This is a genomic window from Acinetobacter sp. AM (assembly GCF_003105055.1).
Lineage (GTDB): Bacteria > Pseudomonadota > Gammaproteobacteria > Pseudomonadales > Moraxellaceae > Acinetobacter > Acinetobacter tibetensis.
Genome location: NZ_QETG01000014.1, coordinates 66,929 through 82,881 on the forward strand (window position 1 = coordinate 66,929; position 15,953 = coordinate 82,881).

Genomic DNA, 15,953 nt, shown 5'->3' on the forward strand with positions numbered 1-15,953 from the left:
CATGTTGAGCTGTAAATTCCATTATCAACGAGCTGATTTTAATTTAGATATTCAACTTGAAATGCAGCACCCAATTTTAGGCATTGTCGGTTCATCGGGAAGTGGTAAAACCACCTTGCTCAAAAATATAGCAGGATTACTCAATCCGCTATCGGGTGATATTCAATTGGGTTCTCAAACTTTATTTGCTTCATCTCAGAAAATTAACTTAGCACCTCATCAACGACAAGTTGCATTAGTCTTTCAACAAGCTTTGTTATTTCCACATTTAAATGTTCAACAAAACCTAAAATATGCAGAAAAACTTCAAGATCCTCAAGATATCAAGTTTCACTCTGCACAAATTATAGAATTACTAGAATTAGAACATCTGATTCAACGCAAAGCCCATCAACTTTCAGGGGGCGAAGCCCAGCGTGTTTGTATTGGACGTGCATTATTGTCGTCACCCAATTTATTACTTTTAGATGAACCACTTACAGGTTTAGATCGTCAACTCAAACAACAAATATTGCCTTTTTTAAAACGCATTAAAGATGAACTAAATTTACCTATGATTTATGTCACACACCATATGGATGAATTAAAAAGTTTAGATGCGGAGATTTTCACCATGCATGAGGGAAGATTATTGGTTTAGAGTCTTAAGAAAATACATACAATCACAGAAAAAGATAGAATTTGATATTGGCGTAAATCTGAAAAAAAGCGATGATATGCGCTTATTGAAATAAAATCAGGATTTCTATTTTAGTGTTCGAACTTGACTGTAAACTTCTCAGCATTTTTTTCTATGTGTATAAATTTAAAAGTGTTTCGGTTGCTGCAGAACAACTCTGCATGAGCCAACCTGCGGTCAGTAATAGCTTAAATAAAATTCGTCAACATTATAACGATCCGTTATTTTTACGTATTGGCAATGAAATGATGCCAACGGAACTTTCCAAACAGCTCTTTCCTTTGGTGAGTGAAGCCTTAAACCGAATTGAATTAATTAATAATTTCACCATCGATTTTGATGAAATGAATTCACATCAGCAATTTAACATTGCGATGACGGATGTATCACATTTAGTGTTGCTGCCAAAGATTTCACAATACTTAAAACAGCATGCACCTCATGTAAGATTAAATGTACGCCCGATTACCTCTGAAACCAGTTACCAAATGGCAAATGGAGAAATTGATCTGGCGATTGGTTTCTTGCCGCACATGGAAAATGGTTTTTATCAACAATTGTTATTTGAACAATACTATGTGGTGATTGCCGCGAAAAACCATCCTCGTTTAACGCCAAATCATTTAACCATTGAACAGTATCTGGCAGAGTCACATATAGATATTGATGCTGGCATTGGTCATTATCATATTGAAAATGAGCTGTTAAACTTAGATCTAAAACGCAATATTATCATGCGTTTACCAAGCTACTTAGGTGTGGGTTTGGTGGTGCAAGAGTCCGATGCGATTGCCACTGTGCCTTATTACCTGAGTGAAGTATTATTGTCGCGCGGTAATTTACAAATTTTTAATGCGCCTATTTCATTCCCGACGTATAGCGTAAAACAATTCTGGCATATGTCATGTCATCATAAGACTAGCCATCAATGGCTAAGACAAATGTGCCATGAAATTTTAGCGCGATAAAAATTTCTCAAAATATAAAAAGAGGTCTAATTAGACCTCTTTTTATTTATGACTTTTATAATCTTGATTACTGTTGTGTGTCGCATTCATTAATAATTTGCCCTGTATGCTTAGGCGTGATTAATGGTGCTGTCGGGCGTGGGCCTGTGTACTGTAGACCAATTCCAGCATAGACATCATCTGCCGCGACTTCTGTTTCAAAGCGTTCTTTGTCGCGTTCACGAATTTCGCGACTAATTTCTTCGACCTCGTTTAGGTCAACGCCAAGTTCTTCTAAAATCGCTCCACCAAACACCATAGCCGACTCAAAAGTCTCGCGAATCATGTAATCGACATTTTGTTTGGCCAAATGTAAGGCATGTTCACGGTCATAGGAGCGTACCAATAGTTTAGTTAAAGGAAATTCATGCTGTACCAACTCTACAATTTTATTGGTGGTGTCTTTATGGTCTACGCAGACCACAATCGCTTCAGCGGTATCCGCTCCTGAGGCATGTAAAATATCTAAACGGGAACCATCTCCATAGTAAATGGTAAAACCGAAGCGTTCCGCGTTTTGAATCATGTCGATGTCATTATCAATAATTGTGACATCTACCCCTCGTGCAAGTAGCAATTGGCTGGTCACTTGCCCGAAACGACCAAAACCTATCATCAGGACTTTACCTGAAAGACCATCTGCAATGCAGATATTGTCTAATGAAACTTGTGCTGTTTTTTGGGTAAATCGTTTAAATAGAATACCGATAATTGGTGTAAGAATCATCGACAAAACCACAATGGCAGTGAGATTTGAACGTTCTACAGCACTAATCACTTGTGCGCTCATTGCTGCTGTGAACAGCACAAAAGCAAATTCACCACCTTGCGCCATCAATAATGCACGATCAAGTGCTTCGATATGCGGGCTTTTGGTTAAACGCGCAGTAAGATAAATCATGACCGCTTTAACAAACATCAATGCAATGACGGCACTGAGAATGAGTGGCCAGTTACTTTTCACCACGTTTAGGTCTAGGGACATGCCAACGCCGAGGAAAAATAAGCCAAGTAAAATCCCACGGAATGGCTCAATATCAGCTTCAATTTGATGACGGAAGGTTGATTCTGAGAGGAGTACGCCCGCTAGAAAAGCCCCCATTGCCATAGAAAGCCCACTAATTTGCATGAGCAATGCTGCGCCTAATACAACCAATAATGCCGCTGCGGTCATCACTTCACGCGCTTTCGCGGCAGCCAATAGACGGAATAGGGGATTGAGTAACCAATAGCCAGCAGCAATTAAGCCTGCAATCGAAATTAAACCTATGCCAATGTTTTGCAACCGTACTGAGGTACTTTCAACGACATGATTCGGCGCAATAAACGCCACAATCGCAAGTAAAGGTACAATCAGTAAATCTTCAAATAAAAGAATAGAGACAATTTTTTGTCCGCGAGGTTGTGCAATATCGCCACGATCTCCCAAAAGTTGCATTACAATCGCGGTGGAAGTGAGGACAAAACCAGCCGCACATACAAAACTCACTTGCCAAGGATATCCATAAATTAAGCCAACGCCAGTCAGTCCAAGTGAACATGCGATAATTTGCAAAGTTCCGAGTCCAAAAATCTCCTTTCTTAAACTCCATAAATGTGAAGGACGCATTTCTAGTCCAATCACAAACAGATACATCACAATACCCAGTTCAGCGATGTGTAAAATTGATGCTGAATCATAGAAAAAAGCCAGACCAAATGGCCCAATAATTAATCCTGCAATTAAATAGCCCAATACCGAACTCAGCCCCAAGCGTTTAATCACTGGCACAGCGATGACTGCAGCAGTCAGCAAGATTACTGGAGAAATTAGACTGATAGAATCCGCTTCTGCACTCATATATTTCACATATTTATTGAATTATTTTGAAAAATATTAACTGATTATGCGGTCATAGGACATCATAATTTGAGCTTGAATCCGATTGAAGTGCAGAACTATAGACGCCAAATTGGCTTTAAGAATATTTGATGAGTCTGATTTAACATCATAATTTGCATTGCATCAGAATCAAATTTGAAGATTTCAATTCTGATGCAAATATCACGCAGGGTCGTGTTAGAGTTATTTTGTACTGTGATATCAAGGCATAAATGCAGAGTCGGCATTCACCACAAAAATTACACAGATACAAAAAAATGCGCAGTATAAGAAAAACCAAACAATCATTCGCTTAAAGGCTTTATCTGAAATAGAACTGTCAGCATATTTTTCTGGCTTTCTTGAACCTTGATCATCATTCATCACAAAACTCACTCTATTATGGCTTGTAATGATTATGGCTAAGTTTTGCCGACTGAAGTAGATACACTTTTTGCATAAAAAACTATAACAGAAGAAAAGAATTTCAAACTTCTGTTATGTTTTTTTCATATGAGTGATCCATGTTTTAAAGGTGTTTTATGACTTAAACCTTATCTGGCGTGAAGTATCTGTCTTTTATTGAATAAAGGTTTCGGGTCTTGAATAAAGCATTCTATTTTCCTTTAAACTCAGGTTTTCTTTTTTGTACCATTGCCATAACACCTTCATGTGCATCTTCTGACTGGAGCAAAGCAGGTAAGTAGGATGCTAAATTTTGTAAGGCATATGCTGTGCCTTTTTGTTGTGCTTCTTGAGCGGAGCAGATTAAAGCTTGAACTGCCAAAGGTGCTGCTGTAGAAATTTCCTGAGCAATTTGAGTTGCTCGAGCAAGCTGTTGACCGCAAGCAACTTTCTCAGAAATAAGATTTAAATCTAAAGCAGTGGCTGCTGTAAAGTTTTTCCCGGTCAATAGGTATGGCATCGCTTTTTGCCAACCTGCTGCTTGGACAAAGCGCACTGTGGCTCCACCAAAAGGCATAATGCCACGCAATACTTCCATTTGTGCAAACGTACAATCTTCACTGGCAATCACAACGTCGGCATTTAACATCAGCTCAATTCCTGCGGTAAAACAGGTGCCTTGTACAGCAACAACGACTGGCTTGGTTCTGGGTTTACCACTTACTCCCCAAGGGTCAATTTGATCCGCCGTAAAATTAAAAATACCTTGAGCCAATTTATCTTGCAGTTCAAGCAAATCTAGGCCTGCTGTAAAATGATCACCATGTGCAAAAATAATTGCACATCTTAAAGATGGGTCTGCTTCATATTCAGTGAGTGCCTGAGATAATGCCAAGATCATATGACTATCAAAAGCATTTCGTTTACTGACACGGTCTAAACCAATGAATAAAAGATGATCTTGGACTTCACGACTTACGGTTCCATTTATTTTATTCATCGTCATACACCTGAGTTATTTTGTTTAATGATGTTCTTTTATTATGGAATGACTTTGATGAAGATAAAGTGAAAAACTGTATGCAAATGATATAAATCGGCTCCACTGCAAAAATTACAGTGGCATATAAAATTGTTTTTAAAGTCAGATTAATATTAGGTCAATTAAGTGGATTCTGCTTCTGGGAATGTACAACCGCTTTTAAACCTGCCAAGGAAAAGGTTTTAAAATGTTGAGCCAATTGCTTGGCTGGTATGGGATGCATATTTTGGCAGCTTGGCTATTTCGACATCGCTTATCCTAAGAGTGAAGAGCAGTTTTTATATTCCTACATTCTGTAGAGCTTTCATTTATTTGAATGAAAACTCAATGGCGATGCAACTTTTGCTTATTGAATTGATTGGGTAATACAGACGAAAAAAGGAACTTATGACTAAGTTCCTTTTTGAGCTATTACATAAAAATATTATGTAGATTGCTTAGGATGTACCATGTTTTGTACTGAAAGTACATCTGCTAAAACTTCATCAGAAAGCAAGTTTTCAGCTTTAATGAGCGCAAGAATACTTTGACCAGATTCGTTTGCTTCTTTGGCAATACGAGTCGTCGTTTCATAACCAAGGTATGGGTTCAATACAGTAATAATACCAATTGAGTTATCTACCAAGTGTTGGCAATGTTCAGCATTCGCAACAACATTTTCAATACATTTCAATTGGAACATACGCATTGCTTTACCCAACAAATCAATTGATTCGAAAAGTTTAAAGGCAATTAAAGGTTCCATTGCATTTAACTGTAACTGACCCGCTTCAGCAGAAAGGGTAATCGCTAAGTCATTTGCAATAATTTGGTAACACGCCAAGTTCATTGCTTCAGGAATTACTGGGTTCACTTTACCTGGCATGATTGAACTACCTGGTTGGCGTGGTTCTAAGTGAATTTCATTTAGACCTGCACGTGGACCACTCGACAATAAACGTAAGTCGTTGGCAATTTTAGCAAGTTTAGTCGCCGTACGTTTTAAGAAGCCTGACAATAGAACGAAATCGCCCATGTCTGAAGTTGCTTCAATTAAGTCAGGAGAACTTGAAATGTTCTTTTGCGTAATTTGTGACAACGCTTCAATTGCGTGAAGACGGTATTCAACTTCAGTGTTAATACCTGTACCAATTGCTGTACCTGCTAAATTCACAACACTTAATGCATTCGGCATGATGCTGTAAAGCATATTCAAGTCATTTTGTAAGGTATTAGCAAATGCACCAAACTCTTGACCTAAAGTCATAGGCACAGCATCTTGCAACTGGGTACGACCCATTTTTAAGATATGCGCAAATTCTTCAGATTTAGCACGGAAGCTGTCAATTAAGCTTTGGAACGGTGTGTTAAGTTGATCTAAAGAAAACAATAAACCGACTTTAATGGCTGTAGGGTATACGTCATTGGTTGACTGTGACATATTTACATCATTATTTGGGTGTAAATATTTATATTCGCCTTTGGCATGTCCCATGTATTCCAAGCCAATATTTGCAATTACTTCGTTTGCATTCATATTGGTTGAAGTACCAGCACCACCTTGAATCATATCAATTGGGAATTGGTCATGATATAAATCATTCATCAACTGCTGGCAAGCATGTTGAATTGCATTGTATTTATTTTCTTCTAATTTATTTAGTTTAAAATTTGAAACTGCACATGCAGATTTAACCATTGCCAACGCTTTAATGAAAATTGGGAAATGGCTTAATTTATTCGGACTTAAATTGAAATTTTCCAATGCACGAAGTGTTTGTACACCGTAGTAACAATGGAATGGGACTTCTTTAAAACCGAGTAAATCTTTTTCAGTCCGTGATTTAATTTCAATATTCATTAAGAAATGCTCTATAGCGGGAATAATTTTATCTTAGAGCGAGAAGACCTAGCCTGACTAATGTAAAAAAATATTTATTCATGCATTTTTTGCATAACACTGTATAATTATTAACATCGCTTAGATTATGGACAGCGCAAATGTCATTGGAAATTCGTTGGATTGAGGATCTACTAGCTTTAGAACAAGAAAAATCTATCTCAAAAGCGGCCGAACTCAGACATGTAACACAATCTGCCTTTACACGCAGAATTCAAGCTATTGAAGATGCTTTAGGTTTTCAAATTTTAAAACGCTATAGCAAAAATGTTGACTTTACGGATGCTGGTCAAATTCTGTTATCATCAGCAAAAAACATACAAAATCAATTAGATACAACAATTAAGTATCTGGAAAAAAATATTAAAAACAATGAACTTTCTATCAAGTTCGCAGTATCTCATTCATTAATTACCCAGTTTTTCCCCAATTTCATTCACAATTTATATACAGATATTAAAGATCTGCAACTTGAAATTATTGCAGCCAATATGAAACAGGGCATGCGACTATTGAAAGAAGGTTCATGTGATTTCTTAATTTGCTATTGTGATGAAGAAACTTTAAAACAGTTAGACCATGCAATTTTTGCATTTCATAAAATTGTGAAAATGGAAATTTTACCTGTTGCTTCTGCACGTGATAAATATGAAAAATACAGTTTAGATCAAAATTTTCCGTTATTGTCTTATAGTAAGCAAGCTTATTTAAGAAAATGTGTTGATCGTGAAATTGAAGATAAATTGGATTATCGAATTTTATATGAAACAGACAATGCAGGAGATCTAAAAGCTTTGGTTTTACAAGGACTAGGCGTTGCTTGGTTACCTAAACTTTTAGTAGAAGAAGAAATTGCTGAAAATAAATTGCGCGTCTTAGATGGTTATCACTTCTTCCAAGATGTTTATCTTATTCGCAGTAAAGTTATATATTCTCAACGTATGGACTATATATGGAATACTTTAATTAATTAATAATATTTAGGCATTGTATAAATAAAAATTTAATAGATAAAAAATGATTTATACAATGCCTAATTTTAATATTTTAAGCATAAATAACACACATTAATCTTTATTTTTTGTCGGTGTTCACATTTCTAAATTTCCCCATTAATTGCTTTATCGTACAACTTTTTGAATGTTTTTTTATCAATCTGGTCTTAACAATGTTGGTTCTTGTTCCAATTTTTGAGCAAGAAATTCAATCAATACTTTTAGTTTTGGTGGCAAATGTTTTGTCGCTGGGTATAACAGCCATGCTCCACCACTATAATAGGTTTTAAAATACCAGTATGGCAAAACTTGAGTTAACTGCTTATTTTTCATTGCCTTATTTGCTACAAAGAACGGCAAACTGGCAATTCCAAGATGCTGTAAAGCAGCCTCAAGTCGTACTCCAGTATGATTCGCCGCGTAGCGACCTTTGACATGGACTGAAAGGCTTTTGTTTCCTTGTTGAAATTTCCATTTTGAATCAATTGCTTGCTCACCCAAATAGATACACTGATGTTCTTTCAAGTCGTGTGGATGCTGAGGTGTACCAAAACTTGATAAATACTCAGGGGTTGCACAAATTACATGGTCTATTTCTAAAAGTTTGCGCCCCATCAAACCATCATGTGGCTTTTCCGTAATACGAATAGCAAGGTCGACTTGATCTTCAATTAAATCAACATAACGATCTTCTAAAAGCAGTTGAATATCAATTTTAGGATAAAGTCTCAAAAATTCAGGCAAATAGGGGTGAATTAGATAATGCCCAACTGCCTTAGGCACACTCATTCGAATTTGACCTTGAGGTTCTGAGTGAAATTTTTCCGAACTTTCCATCACAGCTTGAGCCGCATTTACCATATCTAGACATCGTTCATATACGGCTTGCCCACTTTCACTTATGCGTAACTTACGGGTGGTTCTTTGTAGTAGTCGGGTCCCTAATGCTTTTTCTAGGCGTGAAATCGCTCGACTGATTGCAGAAGGCGTTGTTCCAAACTGACGTGCCGTTTCAGAAAAACTGCCTGTTTCAACCACTTTTACAAATGTCACCATTTCATTCAGTAAGTTTAAATTTTGATTTGTGCTCATGAGGCAAAAGTTATTTGATAATTTTCTAGATTATCACCCCATAGACAAAGTTATACAATTTTTTCATATTTAGATACTGTTGTTATTTCATGGTAAAAAATCTTTATTTATCTGGTGTTACTGAAAGTTACGTCGAAGTTGTGGCTTGTACTTTACTGGAAAATGGTCAATTTGAAATTAAATTAGAGAACACGCCATTTCATCCTCAAGGAGGAGGGCAACCAAGTGATACTGGATATATTGCAGAAAGTGAAGTTTTGCATGTGGCATTCAAAAATGGAGCCATTGTTCATCTATGTAACCGTGCTGTAGCTTTAGGTCAGGTATATGCAAAAGTTGATATTCAATCCCGTCAACTCCATAGCCGGTTACACAGTGCAGGACACTTAATTGGGCATATTATTGAAACTTATGGTTGGCAGCCAATCAAAGCACAACACTGGCCCAATGATGCAAAGGTGCAGTTTTTAGCCACTGAAAAGAGTGAGCTTATAGATTCTATTTATCTACAAACCCTAATTCAGATGTTTGTAGATGCCGATTTATCAGCAAAACTTACACTTAATGAAGCTGGATTTCGTGAAATTCAGTTTGGTGAATTGAATGCTTATCCTTGTGGTGGAACACATGTCCGATCTTTATCTGAAATTGGTCCTGTCGACATTCTTAAAATGGAAATGAAGAAAGGGAAACTTTCTGTACATTATGCTTTAGCTACAGGTATTTCTGGATGAGTGTGTATTACCATGAATTTCTAACCTTAGCGCTCATACATTTTCTTGCAGTGATTATTCCAGGTCCCGATTTCATTATTAGTGTGCGGCAAAGTACTCAACATGGTTATCGGATTGGTTGTATGACAGCCGTGGGAATTGGTTGTGGCATTTCCGTTCATGTGTTTTATACCCTCATGGGGGTTGGACTGGTTCTGTCACAAAATCATATTTTCATGAGTCTTTTTCAAATCATTGGTGCCTTATATTTACTCTATTTAGGCTGGAATTGTTTGAAAGGAGGGTCGAGTCCAATTGAAATCAACACGGATGTTGCTTCTGGATACACAAAAATGTCTTATCATCAGGCATTCATGACAGGTTTTTGGACCAATGCGCTGAATCCTAAGGCAACCATTTTTTTCTTGGCCATTTTCACCAGTATAGTCAGCACAACAACGCCGTTATACATACAGATACTGTATGGTGGATGGATGTGTCTGGTGAATACTTTGTGGTTTATTGTTGTCAGTTTGATTTTTACGCGGCCTAAAATCAGATCAGGCTTTCTAAAATATAATTCTATTTTAGAAAAAGTGATGGGGCTATTATTGGCAGCAATCGCAATACGGTTAATTTTAGGGATTGAGTTCTAATCATCAATAAAGCACAACGATATGATAATACGATTGAAATAAACTCAAATCTTTAAAATTCAACTAGGTGAGAGGTTTTAAAACACCTAGTTTTTCAATTCAGATTGTTTGATAGATGCAGTCAAGAGTCTAAACTCTTCTAAAATTTTTGACTTTACACCGACAAGATCGAACGTTCGGGGGAGAAGTCATGTTTGAGGAAGATTTTTAGCCATTCATTATAAATAGTCTTAGCCTGACACAAAGAAAGAGCTAATTTTTCGCTCTTTCTTTGTGTCTAAACACTTATTTTTGATTACAATTTACAGCTAAAATTCTCGGCTTGCTCACTGTCGCCCTGACTGTTATAACGTGCAATCAAAGGATATGGACAAAGTGGACGAGTGCGGTTTGCTGACCAATCGGTAGGCAATTCAGTATTCACTTGCCCACTGGCATTGCCTTCACCCCGTGCGCCAGCAATGATTCGATCTGGTGCCTGACCATATTCAACCCAGTTAACCAATGCTGTTAATGCATCAAACTGATCGGTTGCGATGCCACCACGAGAGTGATTCATACCCGGAACACGAAAAAAACGGACAAAACTTAGAGCATTGCCAGAGGCATTATTTTGATATTTTTGCAGTAATTTATCGTACCAGTTCTGGGTATCATCTACAGAAAATACGCCATCGGCAGTGCCCTGAACTACAATCATTTTGCCACCACGTTGATGCAACTGATCCAAATTTAATTCGTCAGGTGGAATCATAAAAGACATCGCACTTTCTTGATAGGTTTCATTCGTTGCCGATAATTTTGCATAGTCCACGTCAAAATTAAAATTGAAGGCAAATTGTCGAGAGTTTTGCATCATGCTTGGATCTGGTGGAACCTGAAAAATAATTCCGACAGCCACAGGGTCACGCGCTGTACCGACAGAGGAGTCAAACTTCCAACTGGCCCAATTACTGCCCATCAGCCCAGGGTCAAATGGTTGTGTGGCATACAGTGCCTCACCAGTCGAATTGACGGGACCACGATAAATATTGGCAAACACGTCAATTTGATCTGTAGATAAACAACTTCCATCTCGTGTGCTAGAACATACTGGAACATCGCGGTGAATATCAAAAGCAGTACGACAAGCTTCCACATCTTGGACTAGGCCATCGTTAACACCATCTAAATCATCGCATTGATTTAAAATAGATTGCGCTAACAGTTTGCGTTCCGATAGCGTGAGGGCTGTACTTAAATCATTTTCATCCGTAGCTACACGGCGCAATTGTTGTGCGGTATAGAGTTGAGCCGCAGCAGCACGTGGTAAATGGAAACCCGGCGTACTGGCAAGAATGCCATCATACTGATCTGCTAGACGGGTTGCGGCCATCATGGCATGGCGACCACCGTTTGAGGTTCCACCTGCATAAGAACGGTCTGGCAGTTTTCCATAAGCGGCTTGAATCAAATTTTTCGCCATGGGGGTAAGTTTGGTAATCGCACCATAGCCATAGTCAATTCGAGCTTGTGGGTCTAATCCGAACAAAGGATTTTGTGAAGCATTGTGTCCAGCATCGGATGAAATAACAGCAAAGCCATCATGTAGGGCATTGGTCAATGGGCCACCGCTACCCACTTGCCCCGTTGCTGTGGCAATATTGCCATCAGTTCCACCATTACCCTGATAAAGAAAGCGACCATTCCAGTCTAGTGGTAAGCGCATTTCAAAACCAATTTGATAGCTTTGCCCATCTACGGGACTGACGCGTGGATACATGTAGCCTGTAATGCGACAGTGTGCAGCGATGTCTTGCCCCGCAACCTTGAGGCTGCCTGCTTCTTGTAAAGTTGCTGAAGTGATACTGGTGTTTGCATAGTGAAAGCCATTTAAATCTGTACAAGCACCTTTTAAATTGGTGCCTACAGCAGGCGTCAGTTGTGGAATTGTGGCTGTAGTTTGTGTCGTTTTTGAGCTGTCATTATCGCCACAGGCTGAAAGACCAATACATAAGGTCAATACGCTTAACGGTATGAACCCATTTTTTTGTTTTAAGTTTTTTTGCATGATTGAAGTTCCATATCAAACAATGTCGTAGGTTAGGGGCTAAGTACCATGAAATTTGCGGTACTTCTGGCAATGAGTTTGTCGTTTTGCCATGCTTCGCTTTCAAGGCTAAGAATGGCTCTGCCTTGTTTGGTAAAGCGACATTTGGTGAGTACAGTTCCCACTTGGCAGGGACGTAAAAAATCCATAGTCAGGTTAATGGTGGTTGCTGGGGTTTGATTATTGGCAAGATAAGCAAATAAACCCATCACATCATCTAGCATGGCACAGACCATGCCACCTTCTACACTTCCTCGAGGATTGGTAAAGCTGTCTAGCGCGACATAACTAATTTCTAGTTCAGTTTGATCTGCATTCCATTGGATATTGTGACCTCCCAGATGATGGTGGATGGGAGGCAGGTGTTCTAAAGTTTTCAGCGTCATTTCGAAAGATCCTTGTTTCAAATGAAGAAGAGAAAAATGAATAATTTGCCTGATCACTGAAGCGTATAAGCATCATAAATTACAGCTTTACCTAAACGCATAGCGCTCCCGACGGCAACGGTTTGGTTCAACCAAGCATATTGGGGTGAGCTGGTTTCAAATTGCATGGTGATTTTGAAATAGTATTTGTTCGGATCGACATCTTGACCCTCTGCAAGTTGTTTCAATACTTCGGTTGATCCATGTCTATAACCTTTGGTTTGAAGATAAATCAGCGCGCCATCTTCAGTTTCAAGTAGGTATCGAGTGTCAATGATGGCAAGACCTTTGCTATCGACAATTTGCCAATCTGCTCCATTATTTAAAATTCGACCTTTAAACGCTTTGCCTACAAATGATCCACCCGTGATTGGAATAATGCGGCGTTTGCCACCATCACTGGTATTTCCCAGCTCCCAAACGGGCGCATTCAGATCGACGCTAAAAGTAGCCAAAGGTTTAAGATGAAGTGCTGGTGGATGGTATTGAGTCTCAGCATAGGTCTGGCTGAATAAGCTCAATCCAAAGCAAAGACCGAGTATTTTTTTCATCAGATTTCTCTCGCAAAAAAGAGGTTCTGGCAGCAGCAGAACCTCTGTAGGCATTATTTAAATTTCCATGTGTAGTCGATGTTGAAGCGTGTTTCATTGGACGGTTTGATGTTGGCGGTTGAGAGCATATTGTTGTCATACATCGCGTAGCGGGCACGTAAACCTAGATTTTTTAATGGTCCGTTTTGTACGGTATAACCAATGTCGAAATCGGTTTCATGTTCTTTTAAATCGGTTCCACCCAAATTTGGCGCATAAATATTGTCACCTGTGGTGTAACGGGTCATAAAGCGTAAACCCGGTACATAGTTTTTGAAGTCATATTCATAACGGAAGCTGTAAACACGCTCTTTGGGATTTAAAAATTCCGCAGGCCAAGTGTCAATCAGCAGCCCTGTTTCTCCGCCTGTTAAATAGGGAAATGCGGTGTCGCCGTTATGATGGAAGGTCGCCAAAATAAATTTGTGGTTCTGGTGTTTCAGTTCAAAATAACCATGAATCAGATCATTATCCACCAAACCAGCTTTGGCTTGACCTTCATCACGGCTGCGGTAGTAACGTAATTGTGAGCTAAAATTATTGTTCTCATTGAATTTATGATTATAGGTAACCCCAAGCATAGATTGGTCATATAAGTCTTCGACATTCATATAAAAACTGGTGAGTTTAGTATCGGGGATGAGCTGGTAATGTCCTCCCAAATAATAGAGCCCATCTGTTTCTGCACTTTTAAAGCGCCCATTTACGCCTGATATTTTAATGTTTTCGTAATTGGTTGAATCACGATGATTGACCTTGTCGATATAAGCCGATTGGAAATCGAGATTTTGAATATCTTTCGATTCTAAGGAAATCCCACGATAGGTTTGTGGTAATAAACGGGCAGGCGAGGCAACCAGTACAGGATTCATTGGTCGAAGTGTTCCAACCTTTAATTCAGTTTTACTGATTTTAGATTTACCTGTGACCCCAATTTCTCCATAACTTGAAGCAGGTTCATTGGTCACAGTATCCCGCGGTAAATTTCCTGTTCCTGCATAGTCCGCACTGGCATCCAGTTTAAACCCAGCCGTCGCTAAAATATCTATCCCAAAGCCAATTGTTCCTTCGGTATAGCCTGAATTGGCTTTTAGAATAAAACCTTGCGTCCAATCTTTAGCGGCTGGGTATTTGGACTGTTCTTGATAATCACGGTCAAAATAAAAATTTCGTGTAGTTAAATCGACTGTGCTGTTATCAATAAAGCTACCTGCAAATACTGAACTGGAGAGCATAAGGGTAGAGTACATCCATAATTTAGTCTGCATTGCATTTCTTCCTGAAATATCATTGTTGTTTTACATTCAGACCTCGGATCGAAGTCTGTTCTTCATTTCTTGTTTAAACGAATTATTTTCCGAGCATTTCCCGCGCGACAATTTCTTTCATAATTTCATTGGTGCCACCGTAAATTTTTTGCACACGAGCATCGACAAAGAAACGTGAAATTGGGTATTCCTGCATGTAGCCATAGCCACCAAACAGTTGCAGTAATTGATCAATCACATCACATTGAGTATCGGTAATAAAGCATTTCAAGGCAGCGACATGGCTAACGCTTAAAGCATCTCGACTGTATTGTTCCGCACATTGATCGACAAAAGCCTGAGCTGCTTTGGCCTTAATTTGCGTATTGGCCAGCACAAAACGCGTGTTTTGCATATGACTTAAAGGTTGACCAAAAGCTTTACGCTGCTGAACATAATCACTGGTAAGCTCAATAGCGCCTAAAATTGAACCCAATGCCATCATGGAAATACTTAAACGTTCACGGGGCAACTCCTGCATGAGGTAGGCAAAACCTTGACCTTCTTCGCCCAGTCTTTGATTCTTAGGTACTTTGACCTGATCAAAAAACAATTCGGCAGTGTCTTGGGCATGTAAGCCAATTTTTTTCAAAGATCGCCCTTTTTCAACACCCTCTAAAGCAGCGTCAACCAATAACAGGGAAATGCCCTTTGCTCGAGCTTCGGGATTAGTTTTTGCCACCAAGACAATCAGGTCAGCATGTATCCCATTGGAAATAAAGGTTTTTGAACCATCCACTAGATAATGATCTTGATTCAGAATAGCCTGAGTACGAATGGCTTGTAAGTCCGATCCTGCATTCGCTTCGGTCATGGCAATGGCTGTGACGACTTCGCCAGTAACCATTTTGGGGAGCCAATATTGCTTTTGTTCTTCACTGCCTAAGTTTTGGATATATGGAGAAACCAGTTCATTTTGTCCACCAATTGCAACGGCTAAAGAGGTAAAACCTGCTTGCGCAGTTTCCTGTACTAACATGAGTGAATAGTGTACAGGGGCGCCATAACCGCCATATTCTTCAGGAACATCGACACATAAAAAGCCGTTTTCACCCAACTGGTTCCATAATTGTCTTGGAATCAGACCATCTTCTTCCCATTGTTCATAATGTGGAGCGACAAACTCTTTCAAAAAGCGTCGATAATTATCGCGAAACAGTTCAAATTCAGTATCTTGTTGCATACTTAACCTTTTTTTGGCAAAAGTAAGGGT

General features: G+C 38.9%; 15 protein-coding genes. 5 read left to right on the forward strand and 10 right to left on the reverse strand.

Going from position 1 to position 15,953, the window contains the following annotated elements:
* Position 1 precedes the first annotated feature (1 nt).
* Together DCO44_RS09235 and DCO44_RS09240 are read left to right on the forward strand one after the other, a co-directional pair.
* Entirely contained in the window at positions 2–640 is a 639-nt protein-coding gene (locus tag DCO44_RS09235; RefSeq protein ID WP_116761232.1) for an ATP-binding cassette domain-containing protein, read from the forward strand.
* 113 nt (positions 641–753) lie between these two features.
* Positions 754–1,647, forward strand: coding sequence for a LysR substrate-binding domain-containing protein (locus DCO44_RS09240; RefSeq protein WP_016168010.1), 894 nt, complete (start codon positions 754–756; stop codon positions 1,645–1,647).
* A gap of 67 nt (positions 1,648–1,714) precedes the next feature.
* On the opposite strand, the gene DCO44_RS09245 is transcribed toward DCO44_RS09240, so the two are convergent.
* From DCO44_RS09245 to DCO44_RS09255, 4 genes are all read right to left on the reverse strand, one after another.
* The gene (locus DCO44_RS09245) at positions 1,715–3,526 is read right to left on the reverse strand and encodes a monovalent cation:proton antiporter-2 (CPA2) family protein (protein ID WP_116761234.1); all 1,812 of its coding nucleotides are present in this window, start codon (positions 3,524–3,526) and stop codon (positions 1,715–1,717) included.
* Between the two features lie 243 nt (positions 3,527–3,769).
* Positions 3,770–3,931, reverse strand: coding sequence for a hypothetical protein (locus tag DCO44_RS16610; RefSeq protein WP_165492945.1), 162 nt, complete (start codon positions 3,929–3,931; stop codon positions 3,770–3,772).
* A 232-nt stretch (positions 3,932–4,163) separates the two neighbouring features.
* Positions 4,164–4,952: a crotonase/enoyl-CoA hydratase family protein gene (locus DCO44_RS09250; protein ID WP_416224525.1), complete on the reverse strand. Its 789-nt coding sequence runs from the start codon at positions 4,950–4,952 to the stop codon at positions 4,164–4,166.
* Positions 4,953–5,418: 466 nt separating this feature from the next.
* Positions 5,419–6,834, reverse strand: a complete 1,416-nt coding sequence (locus tag DCO44_RS09255; RefSeq protein ID WP_116761238.1) for an aspartate ammonia-lyase — start codon at positions 6,832–6,834, stop codon at positions 5,419–5,421.
* A 140-nt stretch (positions 6,835–6,974) separates the two neighbouring features.
* Between DCO44_RS09255 and DCO44_RS09260 the strand changes: the two genes are divergently transcribed.
* Entirely contained in the window at positions 6,975–7,847 is an 873-nt protein-coding gene (locus DCO44_RS09260; protein ID WP_116761240.1) for a LysR substrate-binding domain-containing protein, read from the forward strand.
* A 177-nt stretch (positions 7,848–8,024) separates the two neighbouring features.
* Here DCO44_RS09260 and DCO44_RS09265 read toward each other — a convergent pair whose 3' ends face one another.
* Positions 8,025–8,960, reverse strand: a complete 936-nt coding sequence (locus DCO44_RS09265; protein ID WP_116761242.1) for a LysR family transcriptional regulator — start codon at positions 8,958–8,960, stop codon at positions 8,025–8,027.
* A gap of 89 nt (positions 8,961–9,049) precedes the next feature.
* Between DCO44_RS09265 and DCO44_RS09270 the strand changes: the two genes are divergently transcribed.
* Together DCO44_RS09270 and DCO44_RS09275 are read left to right on the forward strand one after the other, a co-directional pair.
* Positions 9,050–9,694, forward strand: coding sequence for an alanyl-tRNA editing protein (locus tag DCO44_RS09270; RefSeq protein ID WP_116761244.1), 645 nt, complete (start codon positions 9,050–9,052; stop codon positions 9,692–9,694).
* Positions 9,691–10,329: a LysE family translocator gene (locus DCO44_RS09275; RefSeq protein ID WP_116761246.1), complete on the forward strand. Its 639-nt coding sequence runs from the start codon at positions 9,691–9,693 to the stop codon at positions 10,327–10,329. The genes DCO44_RS09270 and DCO44_RS09275 overlap by 4 nt, the downstream gene beginning before the upstream one ends.
* Positions 10,330–10,624: 295 nt before the next feature.
* Here DCO44_RS09275 and DCO44_RS09280 read toward each other — a convergent pair whose 3' ends face one another.
* From DCO44_RS09280 to DCO44_RS09300, 5 genes are all read right to left on the reverse strand, one after another.
* Positions 10,625–12,379, reverse strand: a complete 1,755-nt coding sequence (locus DCO44_RS09280; RefSeq protein ID WP_116761248.1) for a tannase/feruloyl esterase family alpha/beta hydrolase — start codon at positions 12,377–12,379, stop codon at positions 10,625–10,627.
* 32 nt (positions 12,380–12,411) lie between these two features.
* The gene (locus DCO44_RS09285; protein ID WP_116761250.1) at positions 12,412–12,804 is read right to left on the reverse strand and encodes a PaaI family thioesterase; all 393 of its coding nucleotides are present in this window, start codon (positions 12,802–12,804) and stop codon (positions 12,412–12,414) included.
* A gap of 53 nt (positions 12,805–12,857) precedes the next feature.
* Positions 12,858–13,394, reverse strand: a complete 537-nt coding sequence (locus tag DCO44_RS09290) for a DUF3237 domain-containing protein (protein ID WP_116761274.1) — start codon at positions 13,392–13,394, stop codon at positions 12,858–12,860.
* A gap of 53 nt (positions 13,395–13,447) precedes the next feature.
* Positions 13,448–14,701, reverse strand: a complete 1,254-nt coding sequence (locus DCO44_RS09295) for an OprD family porin (protein ID WP_213066316.1) — start codon at positions 14,699–14,701, stop codon at positions 13,448–13,450.
* Positions 14,702–14,783: 82 nt separating this feature from the next.
* The gene (locus tag DCO44_RS09300; protein WP_116761254.1) at positions 14,784–15,923 is read right to left on the reverse strand and encodes an acyl-CoA dehydrogenase family protein; all 1,140 of its coding nucleotides are present in this window, start codon (positions 15,921–15,923) and stop codon (positions 14,784–14,786) included.
* Positions 15,924–15,953: the final 30 nt, after the last annotated feature.